Source organism: Microbacterium sp. P26 (genome assembly GCF_023712585.1).
GTDB lineage: Bacteria > Actinomycetota > Actinomycetes > Actinomycetales > Microbacteriaceae > Microbacterium > Microbacterium algihabitans_A.
Genome location: NZ_JAMAXZ010000004.1, coordinates 303,768 through 318,939, shown reverse-complemented (window position 1 = coordinate 318,939; position 15,172 = coordinate 303,768). Strand labels below are relative to the sequence as shown.

General features: G+C 68.9%; 13 protein-coding genes. 11 read left to right on the top strand and 2 right to left on the bottom strand.

Annotated features, from left to right (window positions below; genetic code table 11):
* Positions 1 to 24: 24 nt before the first annotated feature.
* From M3667_RS10650 to M3667_RS10620, 7 genes are all read left to right on the top strand, one after another.
* The gene (locus tag M3667_RS10650) at positions 25 to 1,323 is read left to right on the top strand and encodes an ABC transporter substrate-binding protein (RefSeq protein ID WP_251507922.1); all 1,299 of its coding nucleotides are present in this window, start codon (positions 25 to 27) and stop codon (positions 1,321 to 1,323) included.
* A 63-nt stretch (positions 1,324 to 1,386) separates the two neighbouring features.
* Complete coding sequence (locus M3667_RS10645; RefSeq protein ID WP_251507921.1) at positions 1,387 to 2,331, top strand: carbohydrate ABC transporter permease; 945 nt, start codon at positions 1,387 to 1,389, stop codon at positions 2,329 to 2,331.
* A complete protein-coding gene (locus tag M3667_RS10640; RefSeq protein ID WP_251507920.1) occupies positions 2,328 to 3,230 on the top strand; it encodes a carbohydrate ABC transporter permease in 903 nt (300 codons plus the stop codon). The genes M3667_RS10645 and M3667_RS10640 overlap by 4 nt, the downstream gene beginning before the upstream one ends.
* Positions 3,227 to 5,707 carry a glycoside hydrolase family 2 protein gene (locus M3667_RS10635; RefSeq protein ID WP_251507919.1) on the top strand — a complete coding sequence of 827 codons (2,481 nt, stop codon included), beginning with the start codon at positions 3,227 to 3,229 and terminating at the stop codon, positions 5,705 to 5,707. Before M3667_RS10640 ends, M3667_RS10635 begins: the two co-directional genes overlap by 4 nt.
* 50 nt (positions 5,708 to 5,757) lie before the next feature.
* On the top strand, positions 5,758 to 6,696 hold the full coding sequence (locus M3667_RS10630; RefSeq protein ID WP_251507917.1) for an ROK family protein: 939 nt from the start codon (positions 5,758 to 5,760) through the stop codon (positions 6,694 to 6,696).
* Positions 6,693 to 8,417: an ABC transporter ATP-binding protein gene (locus M3667_RS10625; protein WP_251507915.1), complete on the top strand. Its 1,725-nt coding sequence runs from the start codon at positions 6,693 to 6,695 to the stop codon at positions 8,415 to 8,417. The genes M3667_RS10630 and M3667_RS10625 overlap by 4 nt, the downstream gene beginning before the upstream one ends.
* 32 nt (positions 8,418 to 8,449) lie before the next feature.
* Positions 8,450 to 9,775 carry a carboxylesterase family protein gene (locus M3667_RS10620; RefSeq protein WP_251507913.1) on the top strand — a complete coding sequence of 442 codons (1,326 nt, stop codon included), beginning with the start codon at positions 8,450 to 8,452 and terminating at the stop codon, positions 9,773 to 9,775.
* A gap of 128 nt (positions 9,776 to 9,903) precedes the next feature.
* Here M3667_RS10620 and M3667_RS10615 read toward each other — a convergent pair whose 3' ends face one another.
* Positions 9,904 to 10,398: a GNAT family N-acetyltransferase gene (locus tag M3667_RS10615; protein WP_251507911.1), complete on the bottom strand. Its 495-nt coding sequence runs from the start codon at positions 10,396 to 10,398 to the stop codon at positions 9,904 to 9,906.
* 134 nt (positions 10,399 to 10,532) lie between these two features.
* Here M3667_RS10615 and M3667_RS10610 point away from each other — a divergent pair, with 134 nt between their 5' ends.
* Genes M3667_RS10610 through M3667_RS10595 form a run of 4 tightly spaced genes read left to right on the top strand, consistent with a single transcriptional unit; the run spans position 10,533 to position 13,915 of the window.
* Positions 10,533 to 11,504: a hypothetical protein gene (locus M3667_RS10610; protein ID WP_251507909.1), complete on the top strand. Its 972-nt coding sequence runs from the start codon at positions 10,533 to 10,535 to the stop codon at positions 11,502 to 11,504.
* A gap of 46 nt (positions 11,505 to 11,550) precedes the next feature.
* A complete protein-coding gene (locus M3667_RS10605) occupies positions 11,551 to 12,312 on the top strand; it encodes an SDR family NAD(P)-dependent oxidoreductase (RefSeq protein WP_251507906.1) in 762 nt (253 codons plus the stop codon).
* Positions 12,309 to 13,088 carry an enoyl-CoA hydratase/isomerase family protein gene (locus M3667_RS10600; RefSeq protein WP_251507904.1) on the top strand — a complete coding sequence of 260 codons (780 nt, stop codon included), beginning with the start codon at positions 12,309 to 12,311 and terminating at the stop codon, positions 13,086 to 13,088. The genes M3667_RS10605 and M3667_RS10600 overlap by 4 nt, the downstream gene beginning before the upstream one ends.
* A complete protein-coding gene (locus M3667_RS10595) occupies positions 13,085 to 13,915 on the top strand; it encodes an NAD(P)-dependent oxidoreductase (RefSeq protein WP_251507902.1) in 831 nt (276 codons plus the stop codon). The genes M3667_RS10600 and M3667_RS10595 overlap by 4 nt, the downstream gene beginning before the upstream one ends.
* 52 nt (positions 13,916 to 13,967) lie before the next feature.
* Here the strand turns inward: M3667_RS10595 and M3667_RS10590 are convergent, their stop codons facing one another.
* A complete protein-coding gene (locus M3667_RS10590; RefSeq protein ID WP_251507900.1) occupies positions 13,968 to 15,170 on the bottom strand; it encodes a dipeptidase in 1,203 nt (400 codons plus the stop codon).
* Positions 15,171 to 15,172: the final 2 nt, after the last annotated feature.

Genomic DNA, 15,172 nt, shown 5'->3' with positions numbered 1-15,172 from the left:
GCGCACCCCCTCGAAGGAGAACCCATGAAAAGGCATGTCATCACCGCTGCGGGACTGGCCACTGTCGCCGCTCTCGCTCTCACCGGCTGCTCCGGCGGAGGAGGGGCGGCGAGCACGGACGAGAATCCGTCCGGCGAGATCACCGTCCTGACCAACCGCACGGACATCGTCGACACCGTCTTCGCCGACTACGTCACGGAGTTCCAGAAGACGTATCCCGACGTGAAGGTGAAGTTCGAAGCGCTCACCGACTACGAGGGTGACGTGCGCATCCGCCTGAATTCCCGCGACTACGGCGATGTGCTGCTCATTCCGACCTCGAACGTCACGCGCGACCAGTACCCCGACTTCTTCGAGCCACTCGGTGACGAGCAGGATCTCTCGCAGACCTACCGGTTCACCAACGACGGCGCGTACGACGGCACCGTCTACGGCCTGTCGACCTTCGGCTCCGCGATGGGCTACGTCTTCAACCGCGACGTCTGGACCGCGGCCGGCATCACGACGCCCCCGACGACGGAGCAGGAGTACCTCGCCGACCTGCAGAAGATCAAGGACACCGGAGTCACTCCCTACTACACGAACTACAAGGACGGGTGGCCGCTGTCGTCGCTCGCCGGCAACATCGGTGCCGTTACGGGACCCGCGGCCCTCAACGACATGACCACCGACGACGCGCCCTGGAGCACGGGTAAGGACATCTACGACATCGACGGACTGCTCTACGACACCGTCGCCGCCGGTCTCAGCGAGGCGGACCCGACCACCACGAACTGGGAGGAGTCGAAGACCCTCCTTGCGAACGGGGAGATCGGCTCGATGGTCCTCGGCTCGTGGGCGGTGACCCAGATGCAGGATGCCGCAGAGGCCGCGGGCAAGTCGCGCGACACGATCGGCTTCTGGCCGATGCCGTGGCAGACCGACGGGTCGTTCACTTCGGTCACGGCCACCGACAAGCTGCTCGCCGTCAGCAAGTTCTCGCAGAACAAGCCCGCTGCCAAGGCGTGGGTGGACTGGTTCGAAACGAAGTCGGGCTTCGCCGAGAGCCAGGGGGCCATCAGTCCGCTGAAGGCCGATGACGCGCCGGCCACGCTTTCGGACTTCACCGACCTGGGCGTGAAGTACCTCGAGCTCGATGCCCGTCCGCAGGGTGAGGAGAGCCTGATCACCGACATCGCGAACAAGGCGGAGATCACCCTCTTCGGCGAGAAGTACCGCCAGGAGCTCATCGACACCGCTCGGGGCGCTCGCGACGGCGACAAGAACTCGTTCTTCGCCGATCTCAACAGCCGCTGGGGCCAGGCGGTCTCCGACACCAAGTGACATCCGATGCGGGGTGGGCGCCCCGAGCCCGCCCCGCATCACCCCGAAGGAAAGAAGGCTGCGATGGCCATCGCCGAAGGTGCCCCGCTCGAAACCCACCCGGCCCGCCGAGGTCTCCGTCGAGCGGGCCCGCGCCGCTCCGCGGCCCGAGGATGGCGGATCACCCCCTGGCTGTTCCTGCTCGTTCCCCTGGGCTTCCTGGTGCTGTTCACCTACGTCCCGGTCGCCAACTCGTTCTGGTACAGCGTCACGGACTGGGACGGCCTCGACCCGCAGCAGAACTTCATCGGGCTCGACAACTACGTGCAGATCTTCACGCGGCCCGAGTACTTCCAGGTCTTCGCCGTGAGCCTGTTCTACCTCGTCGGCGCGATCGCGCAATTGGGTCTCGCGCTCTTCTTCGCCGTGCTGCTGAGCTTCCGCACCCGCTTCAAGAACCTCTTCAAGGGCATCATCTTCTTCCCGTATCTCATCAACGGGGTGGCGATCGGGCTGATGTTCCTCTTCTTCTTCCGACCCGGCGGCACCCTCGACAGTGTCCTCGCCGTGTTCGGGGTCGTCGACCCGCCGCAGTGGCTCGGTGACCCGTCGATCGTGAACGTCTCGCTGGCGGCCACGTCGGTGTGGCGCTACATGGGCTTGAACTTCGTGCTCTTCCTCGGGGCGATCCAGTCGGTTCCCGCAGAGCAGTATGAGGCCGCCGATCTCGACGGCGCCAACTCGTGGCAGAAGTTCCGGTTCATCATCCTCCCCAGCATCCGTCGCATCCTGGGCCTCTCCCTGATCCTGGCCGTCTCGGGCGCGCTCTCCGCTTTCGAGATGCCGTACATCATGACCGGCGGTGCCAACGGCTCCGAGACCTTCGTGATCCAGACGGTCGACACCGCCTTCCGCTATGCGCAGGTCGGCCTGGCCTCGGCGATGGCCGTGGTGCTGCTCGCGATCGTGCTGACGATCACCGCGGTGCAACGGCGGTTCTTCCCCGACGAGAAAGCGAGCGTGCAATGACCGGTACCCTCACCCCCACCACCCCGGCCACACGTGTGCCTCCCGCCCCCACCGTGAAGCAGCGCCGACGGGCCGAGCTCGGATGGATCGCGACGGTCGTGAAGTACGCCGCGCTGGTCGTGGCATGCCTGTTCGCGCTGCTGCCCATCGTCACGATCTTCGCGTTGGCCTTCAAGACACCGGCGGAATACCGTTCGACCGGTCCGCTGGACCCCCCGTCGAACTGGCTGAACTTCGACAACTTCGTCATCGCCTTCACGCAGGGCGGGATGCTGAGCGGTTTCATCAACACCGGCATCATCCTCGTGGTCTCCATCACCGGAACGATCTTGATCGGAACGATGACGGCTTACGCGGTCGATCGGTTCCGCTTCCGCGGGCGGGCACTCGTAACGGGCATCTTCCTCCTAGCCACGCTGGTGCCGTCGATCACGACGCAGGTGGCGACCTTCCAGGTGATCAGCGCACTCGATCTGTTCAACACCCGATGGGCCGCCATCGTGCTGTTCACCGGAACCGACATCATCGCGATCTACATCTTCCTGCAGTTCATGCAGAACATCCCCGTGGCCCTGGACGAAGCGGCAATGATCGACGGCGCGAACCGCTTCACCGTGTATTGGCGCATCATCCTGCCCCTGCTGCGGCCCGCCATCGCGACGGTGGTGATCATCAAGGGCATCGCCGTCTACAACGAGTTCTACATCCCCTTCCTCTATATGCCGTCGAGGGATCTCGGGGTGATTTCGACCTCGCTGTTCCGCTTCATGGGGCCTTTCGGCTCCCAGTGGGAGGTCATCGCCGCCGGCACCATCCTCGTCATCGTCCCCACCCTCGTCGCCTTCCTCTTCCTGCAGCGATTCATCTACAACGGACTCACCTCTGGAGCCACCAAATGACCGACGTCACCACCGCACGACCCGCCGCCGCCCGCACCCTCGCCCTGCCCGAGGTGTGGAGTCTGCGGGCTCTCGACGGGCCGGTTCCCACCGACATCGCAGGCCGGACGATCCCCGCGAACGTGCCCGGGCTCGTGCATGTCGCGCTGCTCGATGCGGGCCTCATCCCCGATCCCTTCCTCGACCGTAACGAGAACCAGGTCACCTGGGTCGGCCAGAGCGCGTGGGAGTACTCGACGCGATTCTCATGGGAGGAGGACGGGCACGACCGCCACGAGCTCGTCTTCGAGGGACTCGACACCTTCGCCGAGATCATCGTGAACGGCACAAGCCTCGGACGCACACGCAACCAGCACCGTACGTATCGGTTCGCGATCGACGAGGCGCTGCGCGAGGGCGAGAACGAACTGGTGGTGAGTTTCGCCTCTCCCGTCGCGGAGGCCGACCGCGCCAGCCTCGAGATCGGCTATCGGCCGCACACCTACTTCCACCCGTTCAACGCGGTCCGCAAGGCCGCCTGCAATTTCGGGTGGGACTGGGGCCTGGATGCCGCGTCGTCGGGCATCTGGAAGCAGGCACGTCTCGAGGCCTGGTCGGGTGCACGGTTCGTCGCGACGCGACCCGTCGTGACCGTCGAAGGTTCCACCGGGGTGGTCGCCGTGCACGTCGAGATCGAGCGCGCGGACGACGCCGACTACCGGGTCGCCATCGCCCTCCCGAACGGAGAGACGGCCCATCTCGATCTCGCCGCGGGCGAGACATCGGGTGTCGTCGAGGTGAAAGTCGCCGACGTGGCGCTGTGGTGGCCCCGCGGGTTCGGCGAGCAGCCGCTGTACGACCTGACCATCGCCCTTTCGCGCGACGGAGCGTTGCTCGCGGAGCGCACCCATCGCATCGGGTTCCGCACCGTCGAGGTGCAGCTCGAGCGAGATGACGAGGGCACCTCCTTCCGGTTCGTGGTGAATCGGGTGCCGGTGTGGATCCGAGGGGCCAACTGGATCCCCGACGACGCCTTCGTCACTCGCGTCACGCGTGAGCGCCTCGCGCATCGCCTCGATCAGGCGGAGTTCGCGAACATGAACCTCCTGCGCATCTGGGGTGGCGGCTACTACGAGTCCGACGACTTCTACGACCTGTGCGACGAGCGCGGCATCCTCGTGTGGCAGGACTTCCTCTTCGCCTGTGCGAGCTACGCCGAGGAGGAGCCGCTGTGGTCGGAGGTCGAAGCCGAGGCGCGCGACAACATCACGCGCCTCATGCCGCACCCCAGCCTGGCGCTGTGGAACGGCAATAACGAGAACGTCTGGGGATATGAGGAGTGGGGCTGGGCGAAGCGTCTCCAGGGCCGCACCTGGGGCCTCGGCTACTACCTTGATCTGCTTCCTCGTCTCGTCGCCGAGCTCGACCCCGCGCGCTCTTACACCCCCGCGAGCCCGTGGTCGGGAGACCCCGAGATCTTCGCGAACGACGTCGACCACGGCTCCGTCCACCTCTGGGAACTGTGGAACCGCGTCGACTACCCCGCCTATCGCGACATCCATGCGCGCTTCGTGGCCGAGTTCGGGTGGCAGGGACCGGCGACGTGGTCGAGCATCACGCACGCCATCTCGGACTCGCCTCTCACCCCCGAGTCTCCCGGCATGTTCCACCACCAGAAAGCCATCGACGGCAACGACAAGTTGACCGACGGGCTGGTCGCCCACCTGCCGCTGCCCGACGACACCGAGGACTGGCACTGGGCGATGTCGTTGAACCAGGCGCTCGCCGTCACCGTCGCGATCGAACACATGCGCTCGGAATCGCCCCGCTGCATGGGGGCGGTGGTGTGGCAGCTCAACGATTGCTGGCCGGTCACCTCGTGGGCGGCCGTCGACGGCTACGGCCGTGCGAAGCCGCTCCTCTACGCGCTGCGGCACGTGTACACCGACCGCCTGCTGACGATCCAACCGCGCGAAGGAGGACTCGCCGCCATCGCCGTGAACGATGCAGCAACAACGTGGTCGGCGCCGCTGATCGCGCGTCGTCTCTCGTTCACGGGGGAAGTTCTGGCCGAGGTCGAACTGATGGCCGACATCGCGGCGCGTAGCGAGCTGACCCTCTCGCTGCCCCCGGAGATCTCCACGCCGGGTGACACCGTGAGTGAGCTGATCGTCGTCGAGTCCGAGGGTTCCCGCGGACTGTGGTTCTTCTCCGAGCACCGGGATTCGGCTCTCGCCCGCGCAGAGGTCACCACGAGCGCCCGCCGCACCTCGTCGGGGTTCGAGGTGACGGTGCAGGCCGCCAACCTCGTTCGTGACGTCGCCCTCTTGGTCGACAAGGTCGATCCGGAGGCGGTCGTCGATGACATGCTCGTGACCCTGCTCCCGGGGGAGTCCGTCACCTTCCACGTGACGAGCGAGAGCGACGCCGAACCCGAGCGGTTCTGCGCCTCGGACGTCCTGCGCTCGTCGAATCAGCTCGTCGCCGACTGGAACTGATCCGAAGCGGGGAGGGCGCAGCCCTCCCCGCTTCCGCTGAGGGAACACCCATGCATCACATATTCGTCCTCGCCGTCGACATCGGAGGCACCAAACTCGAGACCGCCGTCATCGACTCAGCAGGGTCGATCGTGGCGGGCACGCGCTCGCGCCGCGCAACGGGTCGCACACGCGACCGCGCAGAGATCGTGAGTGCACTTCGCGACAGCGTCTTACTTAGTCTCGCGGCGTCACCGGGACCGGTGGGAGCGGCGGGCATCGGTTCTGCGGGTCCGGTCGATCTGGCTGCGGGATCCATCAGCCCGCATAACCTTCCTCGGCTCCGCGGTTTGCCCGTACGTGAGATCGTGGCGGATGCCGCGGGGGTGCCCGCGGTGCTGCGTCTCGACGGGACGTGCATCGCGGTCGCCGAGAATTGGCTCGGGGCGACCCGGGGGAGCGCCGTGTCGCTGAGCATGGTCGTGTCCACCGGCGTCGGTGGCGGGATCATCGCCGACGGTCGACCATTGGCGGGGGCTTCGGGCAACGCCGGCCACATCGGGCAGATCCACGTGCACGTCGGAGAGCCGACAGCGACCGTCGAGGACAGCACGCTCGAGGCCGTGGCATCCGGGCCCGCGACGGTGCGCTGGGCCCGGGCTCGCGGGTGGAGCGGAACCACGGGTGAAGACCTCGCGCGCGACGTTCTGCGCGGCGACGCCGTCGCGGAGGAGGCGACCCGACGATCGGCTCGGCTGGTGGGCCAGGCGGTCGCGAGTGTCGCGACGTTGCTCGACCTCGAGGCCGTCGCCATCGGCGGGGGCTTCTCCCGGGTACGTGCGGACTATGTCGACATCGTCCGTCGAGCCGCTCACGACGACGCGCTCTTTCCCTACGCGCGGCGCGTGAGGATCGCGGCGTCGGGCCTGAGCGACGAGGGGCCCCTCCTCGGTGCGGCGGCGCTGGCCCTCCGCACGGGGTCGACGCTCCCCGAACCTGTGTCGTCTTGACGATCCTTCGAACGCTCCGGCCGTTCCTTCATCCGCATCGCGGGAGGGTCGCGCTGGCCGCGCTGGCGTTCGTGGTCAAGGACAGCCCGCTGTGGGTGTTGCCGATCGTCACGGCAGAAGTGATCGACCTCCTGATCGGCGGTGCCGAGCCTCGGAGCCTCCTGCCATGGGCGTTGCTCGGCGCAGGGGTCGTCGTGCTCAACGTGGCAGCGAACGCGGTCTACGTGCGCGCCTACTTCTCCACCGTGCGCGGTCTGGGGCTCGATCTGCGACGCAGCCTGACTCTTCGCCTGCAGACGCTCTCGCTGAGCTATCACTCACGCTCGGCGAGTGCGCTTGCGCAGACAAAACTGGTGCGTGACGTGGAGAACGTCGAACTCACACTGCAACAGAGCTTCGGGCCGATCCTCACGGCGGCATCCGTCCTCGTCGGTGCGAGCGCCACAATGGCCGTCCGGGCGCCCCTGTTCCTCGTGTTCTTCGCTGTGGCCGTACCGCTGGCAGTCGGCCTCATCCGGTGGCTGCGAATTCGGACGACAGCGGCCAACGAGCGGTTCCGACGAGAGGTGGAACACCTGTCGACGCGCATCAGCGAGATGGGCTCACTGTTGTCGGTCACCCGGGCGCACGGGCTGGAGGCGATTGCCGTCGAGCGAATCTCCGCCAGCGCCGAGCACGTGCGCGCGGCGGGCTTCGACCTCGACCGCATCAACGGACGCTTCGGAGCGATGTCGTGGGCAAGCTTCCAGACCCTGAGCCTCGCGTGCCTCTTCGGTGCGGTGCTTGCGGCTCTTACCGGGGTCGTGGACGTGTCGGCCGGCGACGTCATCCTGCTCAGTAGCTATTTCGGTCTTCTGACGGCGACGATGGTCGCGGTGTTCCAGCTCGCGCCGCTCATCACTCGCGGTCGAGAGTCCGTGTCGTCGATGCGGGAGCTTCTCGATGCGGACGAGCTGGAACGAAATGAGGGCAAGCCGACGCTGGAGCGCGTGTCGGGAGAGATCCGCTTCGAGTCCGTGACGTTCGCCTACGCCCGGGAGCCCGTGTTGCGCGACATCGACCTGACCGTGCGGGCAGGGGAGACCGTCGCCTTCATCGGCCCGTCCGGCTCGGGCAAATCGACCCTTCTCCACCTTTCGCTCGGACTCATCGTCCCCGACCGCGGGACGGTGCGCATCGATGGCCTCGACCTCAGCGCGATCGACCGTCGCTCATACCGACGCTTCGTGTCCGTCGTGCCGCAGGAGCCGGTGCTCTTCGCCGCGTCGGTGCGGGAGAACGTGGTCTACGGGCTCCCCGAGGTGGGTGACGAGATCGTGTGGGCGGCTCTCGAGGGGGCGAACGCGGCAGCGTTCGTGCGCGATCTCCCTCAGGGCTGGGACACCGTCGTGGGAGAACGCGGCGGGAGCCTTTCCGGCGGTCAGCGACAGCGCCTCGCCATCGCGCGTGCGCTCGTTCGCGACCCGCGCGTGCTGCTGCTGGATGAGGCGACGGCGGCCCTCGACGGCGAGTCCGAAGCGGCTGTGCATGACGCGCTCGCCACACTTCGAGCGGGCAGGACGACCCTCATCGTCGCACACCGGCTGTCGACGATCCGCGCCGCTGATCGCATCGTCGTGCTCGATGCCGGGCGGATCGCGCAGCAGGGGCGGCCCGAAGCCCTCGCGCGGGTCGACGGTTACTATCGCGAAATGCTGCAGAGAGCGGGGGCGACGAGGTGACGGCGGCTGACGCGGGTACAGCGAGGGTGACTGTGGATCGCGGGATCCGCTACGCCCGCGCGGAGCGATTCGGGCCCCCCGTCATGGAACCGCTCAGACCGGAGCGTTTGTCGGCACCCGCCCCGCAGTCGGGTATCGAGGGTTCGGAGGACTGCCTGCATCTCACCGTCTGGTCTCCGGAGGGTGCTGTCGCGGCCCCTGTGCTCGTCTGGATACACGGGGGAGCGCACGTCGGCGGAGGTGCTGCCGACCCCGTCACCGACGGTGCCCGTCTCGCCTCGACGCAAGGCCTCGTCGTGGTGGCTGTGCAATACCGCCTGGGCGCGTTGGGGCATCTGCTCTTCGACGAGGAGTCTCCGGATGCCGCGAATGCGGCGCTGCACGACCAACTCGCGGCTCTGCAGTGGGTGAGCGACAACATCGGCGTCTACGGGGGCGATCGAACAGCGGTGACGGTCATGGGCCAGTCCGCGGGTGGTGTCGATGTGCTCGCCCTCCTTTCCACTGCACCCGAGCGGTCACTGTTTCATCGAGCGATCGCACACAGCTGCACGGGTGAGCGGGTGACGACTCCGGGGCAGGCGAGAGAGGTGCGCGATCAGCTCACCCGTTCTGCGGGTGTCTCCTCGGCAGATGGCCTGCTCGAGCTCGGCGTGGCCGAACTGATCGTGGCGCAAACTCGCGTAATAGCCGAGCGGTCGGCATCCGCTCCCATCGACTCCCTCCCCTTCCGGCCCGTCATCGACGGAAGGTTGCTGTCGCAATCGCCGCTGGACGCCTTCGCCACGGGTGTCGCCACCTCCATCCCGCTGCTCATCGGTGCGAATCGACGGGAGGCGCTTCCGTGGATGACGGGCGCCGTAGACGATGCGAAAGCGCTCGACGAGCTGTTGCGCACAGTCGCCCCGGCGGCCGCCGCGACCGACCTCGCGAGTGCGTACGGCCGGGATCACGGTCGGGTTCCGACTCCCCGGGAGCTTCGAGAGGCGGTGCTCTCAGAGCTCATGTACCGCTCGCCCGTCCAGCGACTCGTGGACGCTCGCGGCAACGCCCCCACCTACGCGTACGTTTTCGATCCCGACGGTCTCGACGATGTCGATCCCGGTCACTCCGGCGAACTTCCCCTCGTCTTCGGGACGATGCTTGATGCGTCGCCGGGGGCCGCGACGCTGTCGGAACGACTCATGAACGCGTGGGGGTCATTCGCGCGAGAGGGGCGACCTGCCAGTGAGCCTGCGTGGCTCGACGCGACTGCCGGTGTCTTCTCGTGGGGTCGCCATCCGCGCCTCCTGCCTGAAGTCGATGTTCATTTGCGCGCGGCGCTGACCGCGGCGGGCGCGGTCTGCGATCGGCTGTAGCAGTGGCGGCGCGATCCGCAGAGAGCGCTTCAGGCCGCGTTCCGTGATTTCCGGTGGCGGGCCAGGCGATTGGCATCCGGAGTCGCGCCCCCTTCGAAAGGCAGAGTGTCTGCAGAGACGCTGACGAGTCAGAACACGTACTCGAAGCACAACGAGCGCGGCATCGTCTCGATGTAGGGCTCGTAGACCGGGATCGGGGTGAAGCCCGCGGCGGCGTACACGCGCAGCGACTCCGGCTGCATCCGCCCGCTCTGCAGGATGACGCGGCGCGCGCCCGCGCGACGGGCGAGGTCGACGACCGTTTCGGTCAGGGCCGTGCCCACCCCTCGGCGGCGGGCGCCGGCGGTGACGATGAGGCGCTTGAGTTCCCACTCCTCGCCGAGGCGGCGCAGGATCGCGTGCCCGAGAGGGGTGTCGTCCGCGTCGATCGCGAGCAGCGTCGCCACCACGTCTTCGGCATGCACCGCGAGCGCGACTTCGCGCTTGGCGGCGACCTCGGGGGTGTCATCGGCGTCGGCGTCGCGGTACCGCTCGTCGAGATCGGCATCGAGGACGCCACGCAAGGCGACCGCGCGGGGATCATCGACGGCGACCTTCTCGATACGGAACCCGGGCTCGCTCACCCGACGAGCCTAGGACAGGCACGTCGTGGCCGGATCGCTGCGCACGCGCCCGCAGACCGCATACCCGCCTGCGCGAACCGGCCCCGCGCGACGGGGTTCGCGCGCGACGGGGGCAGAATGATGACGGGGGTGTCATGGGTCTGTCGTTCGCTCTACTCGCGGTGAGCGTCGCGGTCGCGGCCGCCGTCGGCTTCGTGGCCTTCCCGCGTCTGGGAACCCCCGGTCGGGTGACGTTGTTCCTGCGGTATGCGGCGGTGGCCGGGGTCACCGCCGTGGGCTCGAGCGCGATGTACTTCATCTACGGCGCGGGCGGAGGTCTGCTGCCCCTCGTGCTCGGAGACGTCGCGATGGTGCTCGCCCCGGCCCTCATGCTCGTGGCCGTCACCGCGCTCGACGAACGCCGGGTGCGCCGAGCGTCGACGTTCGCCCTCGTGCTCGCACTGATCGTCGCCGTCGTCACCGCCGCGGTCCCGCTGCCCGCCTCGCTTGCTGTCAAGGCGGTGGCCCTCGCCGCTGCGTGCGCCGCCTGCGCGTGGGCGGCGAGCCACTCGCGCGTCGAGCCCTTCGGCCCGCTGCGCATCATCGCCTTCGCCAACGCGATCTACGCGCTCTACTGCCTCGCGCGCGTCGTGGTGGCGCTCGCCGCCGGATGGGAGTCCCCGCTGTACCTCACCGCCTTCTCGTTCGGCCCCGCGACCATCCTCGGGGCCGCCGCCGTGGTGGCGATGGGCGTCTCGGTCGTCCGGCTGTGGGCCGGCCCGCGCGCCGAGGTGCGGCCCGAGGTGTGCCCCGCGGGGGTGGCGGTCGTCGTGGGTGACTGGGACCTGGCATCCGCCGCATACGGACCCGACCGCATGCGCGACCTCGTGGTCGACCTGCGCGCGGCGGCCCATGATCTCGACCCGCACGCCGCCGACGTGCCGCGGGGGGCCGAGCTGACCGTCGCCGACCCGGTCGAGGCCCTCGGCGCGCGCCTGCGCGATGCCTACGGCTGGGCGCCCGAGCAGACCATCCTCCTCGCCGACGGGGCTGCCACCGCGGCCATCCGCACGCGCCCCGGACGCACGCGGCCAGGGCGATGGGGTCGGGGCGTTTCGCGGTCCTGAGTTCCGGCTAGGGTGGAACTCGGTTTCAGCTTTCGAAGGAGAACGCATGGACATCGAAGGAGCCTCCGCCCTCGTCACCGGCGGCGCCTCGGGGCTGGGTCTGGCCACGGCGCGACGACTGACCGCCGCGGGAGCCCGCGTCACGATCGTCGACCTGCCCTCGTCATCGGGTGCCTCGATCGCCGAGGAGCTCGGCGGATCGTTCGCCGCCGCCGACGTGACGGATGCCGAGCAGATGGCCGCGGCCGCGGCCCTCGCCACCGACGCGGGACCGTTGCGGGTGGTCGTGAACTGCGCCGGCATCGCGCCGCCCGCCAAGGTGCTCGACCGCGACGGGACCCCCTCGTCGCTCGCCGACTTCGAACGCGTCGTGCGCGTCAACCTCATCGGCACCTACAACGTCATCGCTCAGACCTCCGCCGTCATGGCGAAGACCGACCCCACCGAGGGCGGTGACCGCGGGGTCATCGTGAACACCGCGAGCGTCGCGGCCTTCGACGGGCAGATCGGTCAGCCCGCGTACTCCGCGAGCAAGGGCGGCGTGCACGCGATGACTCTCCCCGTGGCGCGCGAGCTCGCCCGCCACGGCATCCGCGTCGTCACCATCGCCCCCGGCATCATGGAGACGCCGATGCTCAAGGGACTCCCGCAGGCGGCGCAGGACTCGCTCGGCCAGCAGGTCCCCTACCCCTCGCGCCTCGGCGCCCCCGACGAATACGCGCGCCTCGTGCTCGCGATCGTCGACAACGGCTACCTCAACGGCGAGACCATCCGCCTCGACGGCGCGATCAGAATGGCACCGAAATGACCGACGGCATCCTGCTGCACATCGAAGACGGACTGGCGCGCGTCACCTTCGACCGGCCCGCGTCTCTCAACGCGATGGACTTCCCCATGGCGCGCCGCTGGCGCGACGTCGCGCACGAGGTCACGACCGATGCGTCGGTGGGAGCGGTGATCCTGGATGCCAACGGGCCCGCGTTCTGCGCGGGCGGCGACGTCGTCGCGATGTCGACGACCGGGGCCGCGGGCAGTGACGTCACCGAGACGGCGCACGCGATCCACGACGGCATCCGCACCTTCGCCGAAGCGCCGCTGCCGATGGTCGCCGCCGTGCAGGGAGCGGTCGCGGGCGGAGGACTCGGGCTCATGCTCACCGCCGACTACGTCGTCGCGAGCGAGAACGCCCGCTTCGTCAGCCGGTACGCCAACATCGGACTCACCCCCGACCTGGGCGTCTCGACGCTGCTGCCCGCCGCGATCGGCCAGCGCCGTGCGCTGCAGCTCCTCCTGCAGGACCGCATGCTCACCGCCGCGGAGGCCCTGGACTGGGGGCTGGTGGCCGAGGTCGTGGCATCCGGAGATCTCGCCTCCCGCGTCGATGAGATCGCCCGCTTCTGGCTCGACGGTGCGAGCGCCGCGTTCGGGCAGGCGACCCGTCTCGTGCGCGTGGGTGCGGGTCGTGCGTTCGCCGAGAACCTCGACGACGAAGCCGCCACCATCGGCGCCGCCTTCGAGACCCCCGAGGCGAAAGCGCGGGTCGCCGCGTTCGCCGCCGCCTCCGCGAAAGGACAACGCTCGTGACGCTTGCGGGAAAGACCATCCTCATGTCGGGCGGAAGCCGCGGCATCGGCCTCGCGATCGCGCTGCGCGCGGCCCGCGACGGCGCGAACATCGCGATGCTCGCCAAGACCGACACCCCGCACCCGAAGCTGCCGGGCACCGTGCACACCGCCGCGGAGGAGATCCGCGCGGCCGGCGGTCGGGCGCTGCCGATCGTCGGCGACGTGCGTGACGAGGCATCGATCACCGAAGCCGTGATGCGCACGGTCGGCGAGTTCGGCGGCATCGACATCGTCGTCAACAACGCCAGCGTCATCGACCTGTCGGGCTCGCTCGAGCTCGCGACGAAGAAGTACGACCTCATGCAAGACGTCAACGTGCGCGGAACGTTCCTGCTCTCGCGGGCCGCGGTACCCCAGCTGAAGGATGCCGCGAATCCCCACATCCTGTCGCTCTCGCCGCCGCTGAACGTGACGCCGAAGTGGCTCGGCGCACACACCGGCTACAGCCTCGCGAAGTTCGGCATGACGATGGCCACGCTCGGCCTCGCGGCCGAGTTCGCCGAGGCCGGCATCGCCGCCAACACGCTCTGGCCGCGCACGACCATCGCGACCGCCGCCGTGCAGAACGTCATCGGCGGCGACCGGCTCATGGCCGTCTCGCGCACGCCCGAGATCTATGCGGATGCCGCGTACGAGGTGCTCATCGCGCCCGCGCGCGAGCGGACCGGGCAGACGCTGATCGTCGAAGACGTGCTGCAGGCCGCCGGAGTGACCGACTTCTCGGGGTATGCGGCGGTGCCCGGAACCCCCGACGAGGCGATGTACCCGGACATCTTCCTCGACTGAGCGCGGGTTCCGGTCCCTTCGACGGGCTCGGGGACCTGGGTGGGGCACAGGATCAGGACCGCGTGGCGACGTCCTCGGCGTCACGCAGAACGCGCATCGTGTTGCGGCCGGCGAGGGCGAGCAGATCGGCGTCGCTCCAGCCGCGCTCCGCGAGCTCGGCGAAGAGGCGGGGGTAGCCGGAGACGTCGTCGAGCCCGGTGGGAAGATCGCTGACCCCATCGAAGTCGCTGCCGAGCCCCACGTGCGCCACGCCCATCAGGTCGCGGGCGGCCTCGACGTGGTCTGCGACGTCGGCGACGGTGACGGCGGGGGCGGGGTTGCGCTCCACCCATCGGGCGAACGCCTGCCGTTCGGAGCCCCCCGCTCGAGGAAAGTCGGCGGCGTTGGCGGCGCGGGCATCGGTCGCCGACTCGGCCGGACGAGGAGCGCGGGGCCACGGCATCGACGAGGTCAGGCCGATCTCGCGTCGAGCGGCCTCTGCGTCGGCTGACCAGTCGGCGAACGCGCGCGAGACGAACTGAGCCACGAACGCGACCTGCAGCACTCCGCCGGAACCGGCGAGCCGGCGCAGGACGTCGTCCGAGACGTTGCGCGGATGCGCAGCGACCGAGGCCACCCCGGAGTGCGAGAACAGGGCCGGCGCAGACGAGGCGGCGAGCGCCGCGAGCTGAGTCTGCTCCGAGGTGTGCGAGAGGTCGACGACGACGCCGAGGCGGTTCATCTCCTGCACGATCGCGCGTCCGTCGGCGGTGAGGCCCTTCGCGCGCGGGGCGTCGGTCGCGGCATCCGCCCACTCGAGAGAGGAATTGTGCGTCAAGGTCATCGTCCGCACCCCCAGCCGGGCGAACATTCGCAGCACGCCGAGCGACATCGCGATCGAGTGGCCTCCCTCGATCCCGAGGAACGAGGCGATGCGACCCGAGGCGATGCAGCGCTCGGCCTCGGCCGCTGTCGTGACGATCTCGACGTCGTCGGGGTAGGCCGCCGCGAACCGGTACGCGGCGTCGATCTGCTCGAGGGTGCCGACGGTCGCTTCGGCCTCGGGCTGGAGGCCTGACACGAACACCGACCACACCTGCGCCGTCACCCCGCCGCGCCGGAGCCGAGGGATATCGGTGTGGAAGTCGGGACTGTCGCGGTCGAAGCCGTCGACGGCGTATCCGCGATACCGGCGCAGCCCGCACAGCAGGTCGTTGTGCGTGTCGATGAGTACCTCGCCGGCGAGGAGCTCGCTCATCCGCTCGGTGGTCGGCATGC

Coding starts and splice junctions, on each gene's coding strand:
- M3667_RS10610 (WP_251507909.1), top strand. CDS start 10,533: ATGGGTCTGTCGTTCGCTCTACTCGCGGTGAGCGTCGCGGTCGCGGCC.
- M3667_RS10635 (WP_251507919.1), top strand. CDS start 3,227: ATGACCGACGTCACCACCGCACGACCCGCCGCCGCCCGCACCCTCGCC.
- M3667_RS10645 (WP_251507921.1), top strand. CDS start 1,387: ATGGCCATCGCCGAAGGTGCCCCGCTCGAAACCCACCCGGCCCGCCGA.
- M3667_RS10640 (WP_251507920.1), top strand. CDS start 2,328: ATGACCGGTACCCTCACCCCCACCACCCCGGCCACACGTGTGCCTCCC.
- M3667_RS10605 (WP_251507906.1), top strand. CDS start 11,551: ATGGACATCGAAGGAGCCTCCGCCCTCGTCACCGGCGGCGCCTCGGGG.
- M3667_RS10600 (WP_251507904.1), top strand. CDS start 12,309: ATGACCGACGGCATCCTGCTGCACATCGAAGACGGACTGGCGCGCGTC.
- M3667_RS10650 (WP_251507922.1), top strand. CDS start 25: ATGAAAAGGCATGTCATCACCGCTGCGGGACTGGCCACTGTCGCCGCT.
- M3667_RS10630 (WP_251507917.1), top strand. CDS start 5,758: ATGCATCACATATTCGTCCTCGCCGTCGACATCGGAGGCACCAAACTC.
- M3667_RS10590 (WP_251507900.1), bottom strand. CDS start 15,170: ATGCCGACCACCGAGCGGATGAGCGAGCTCCTCGCCGGCGAGGTACTC.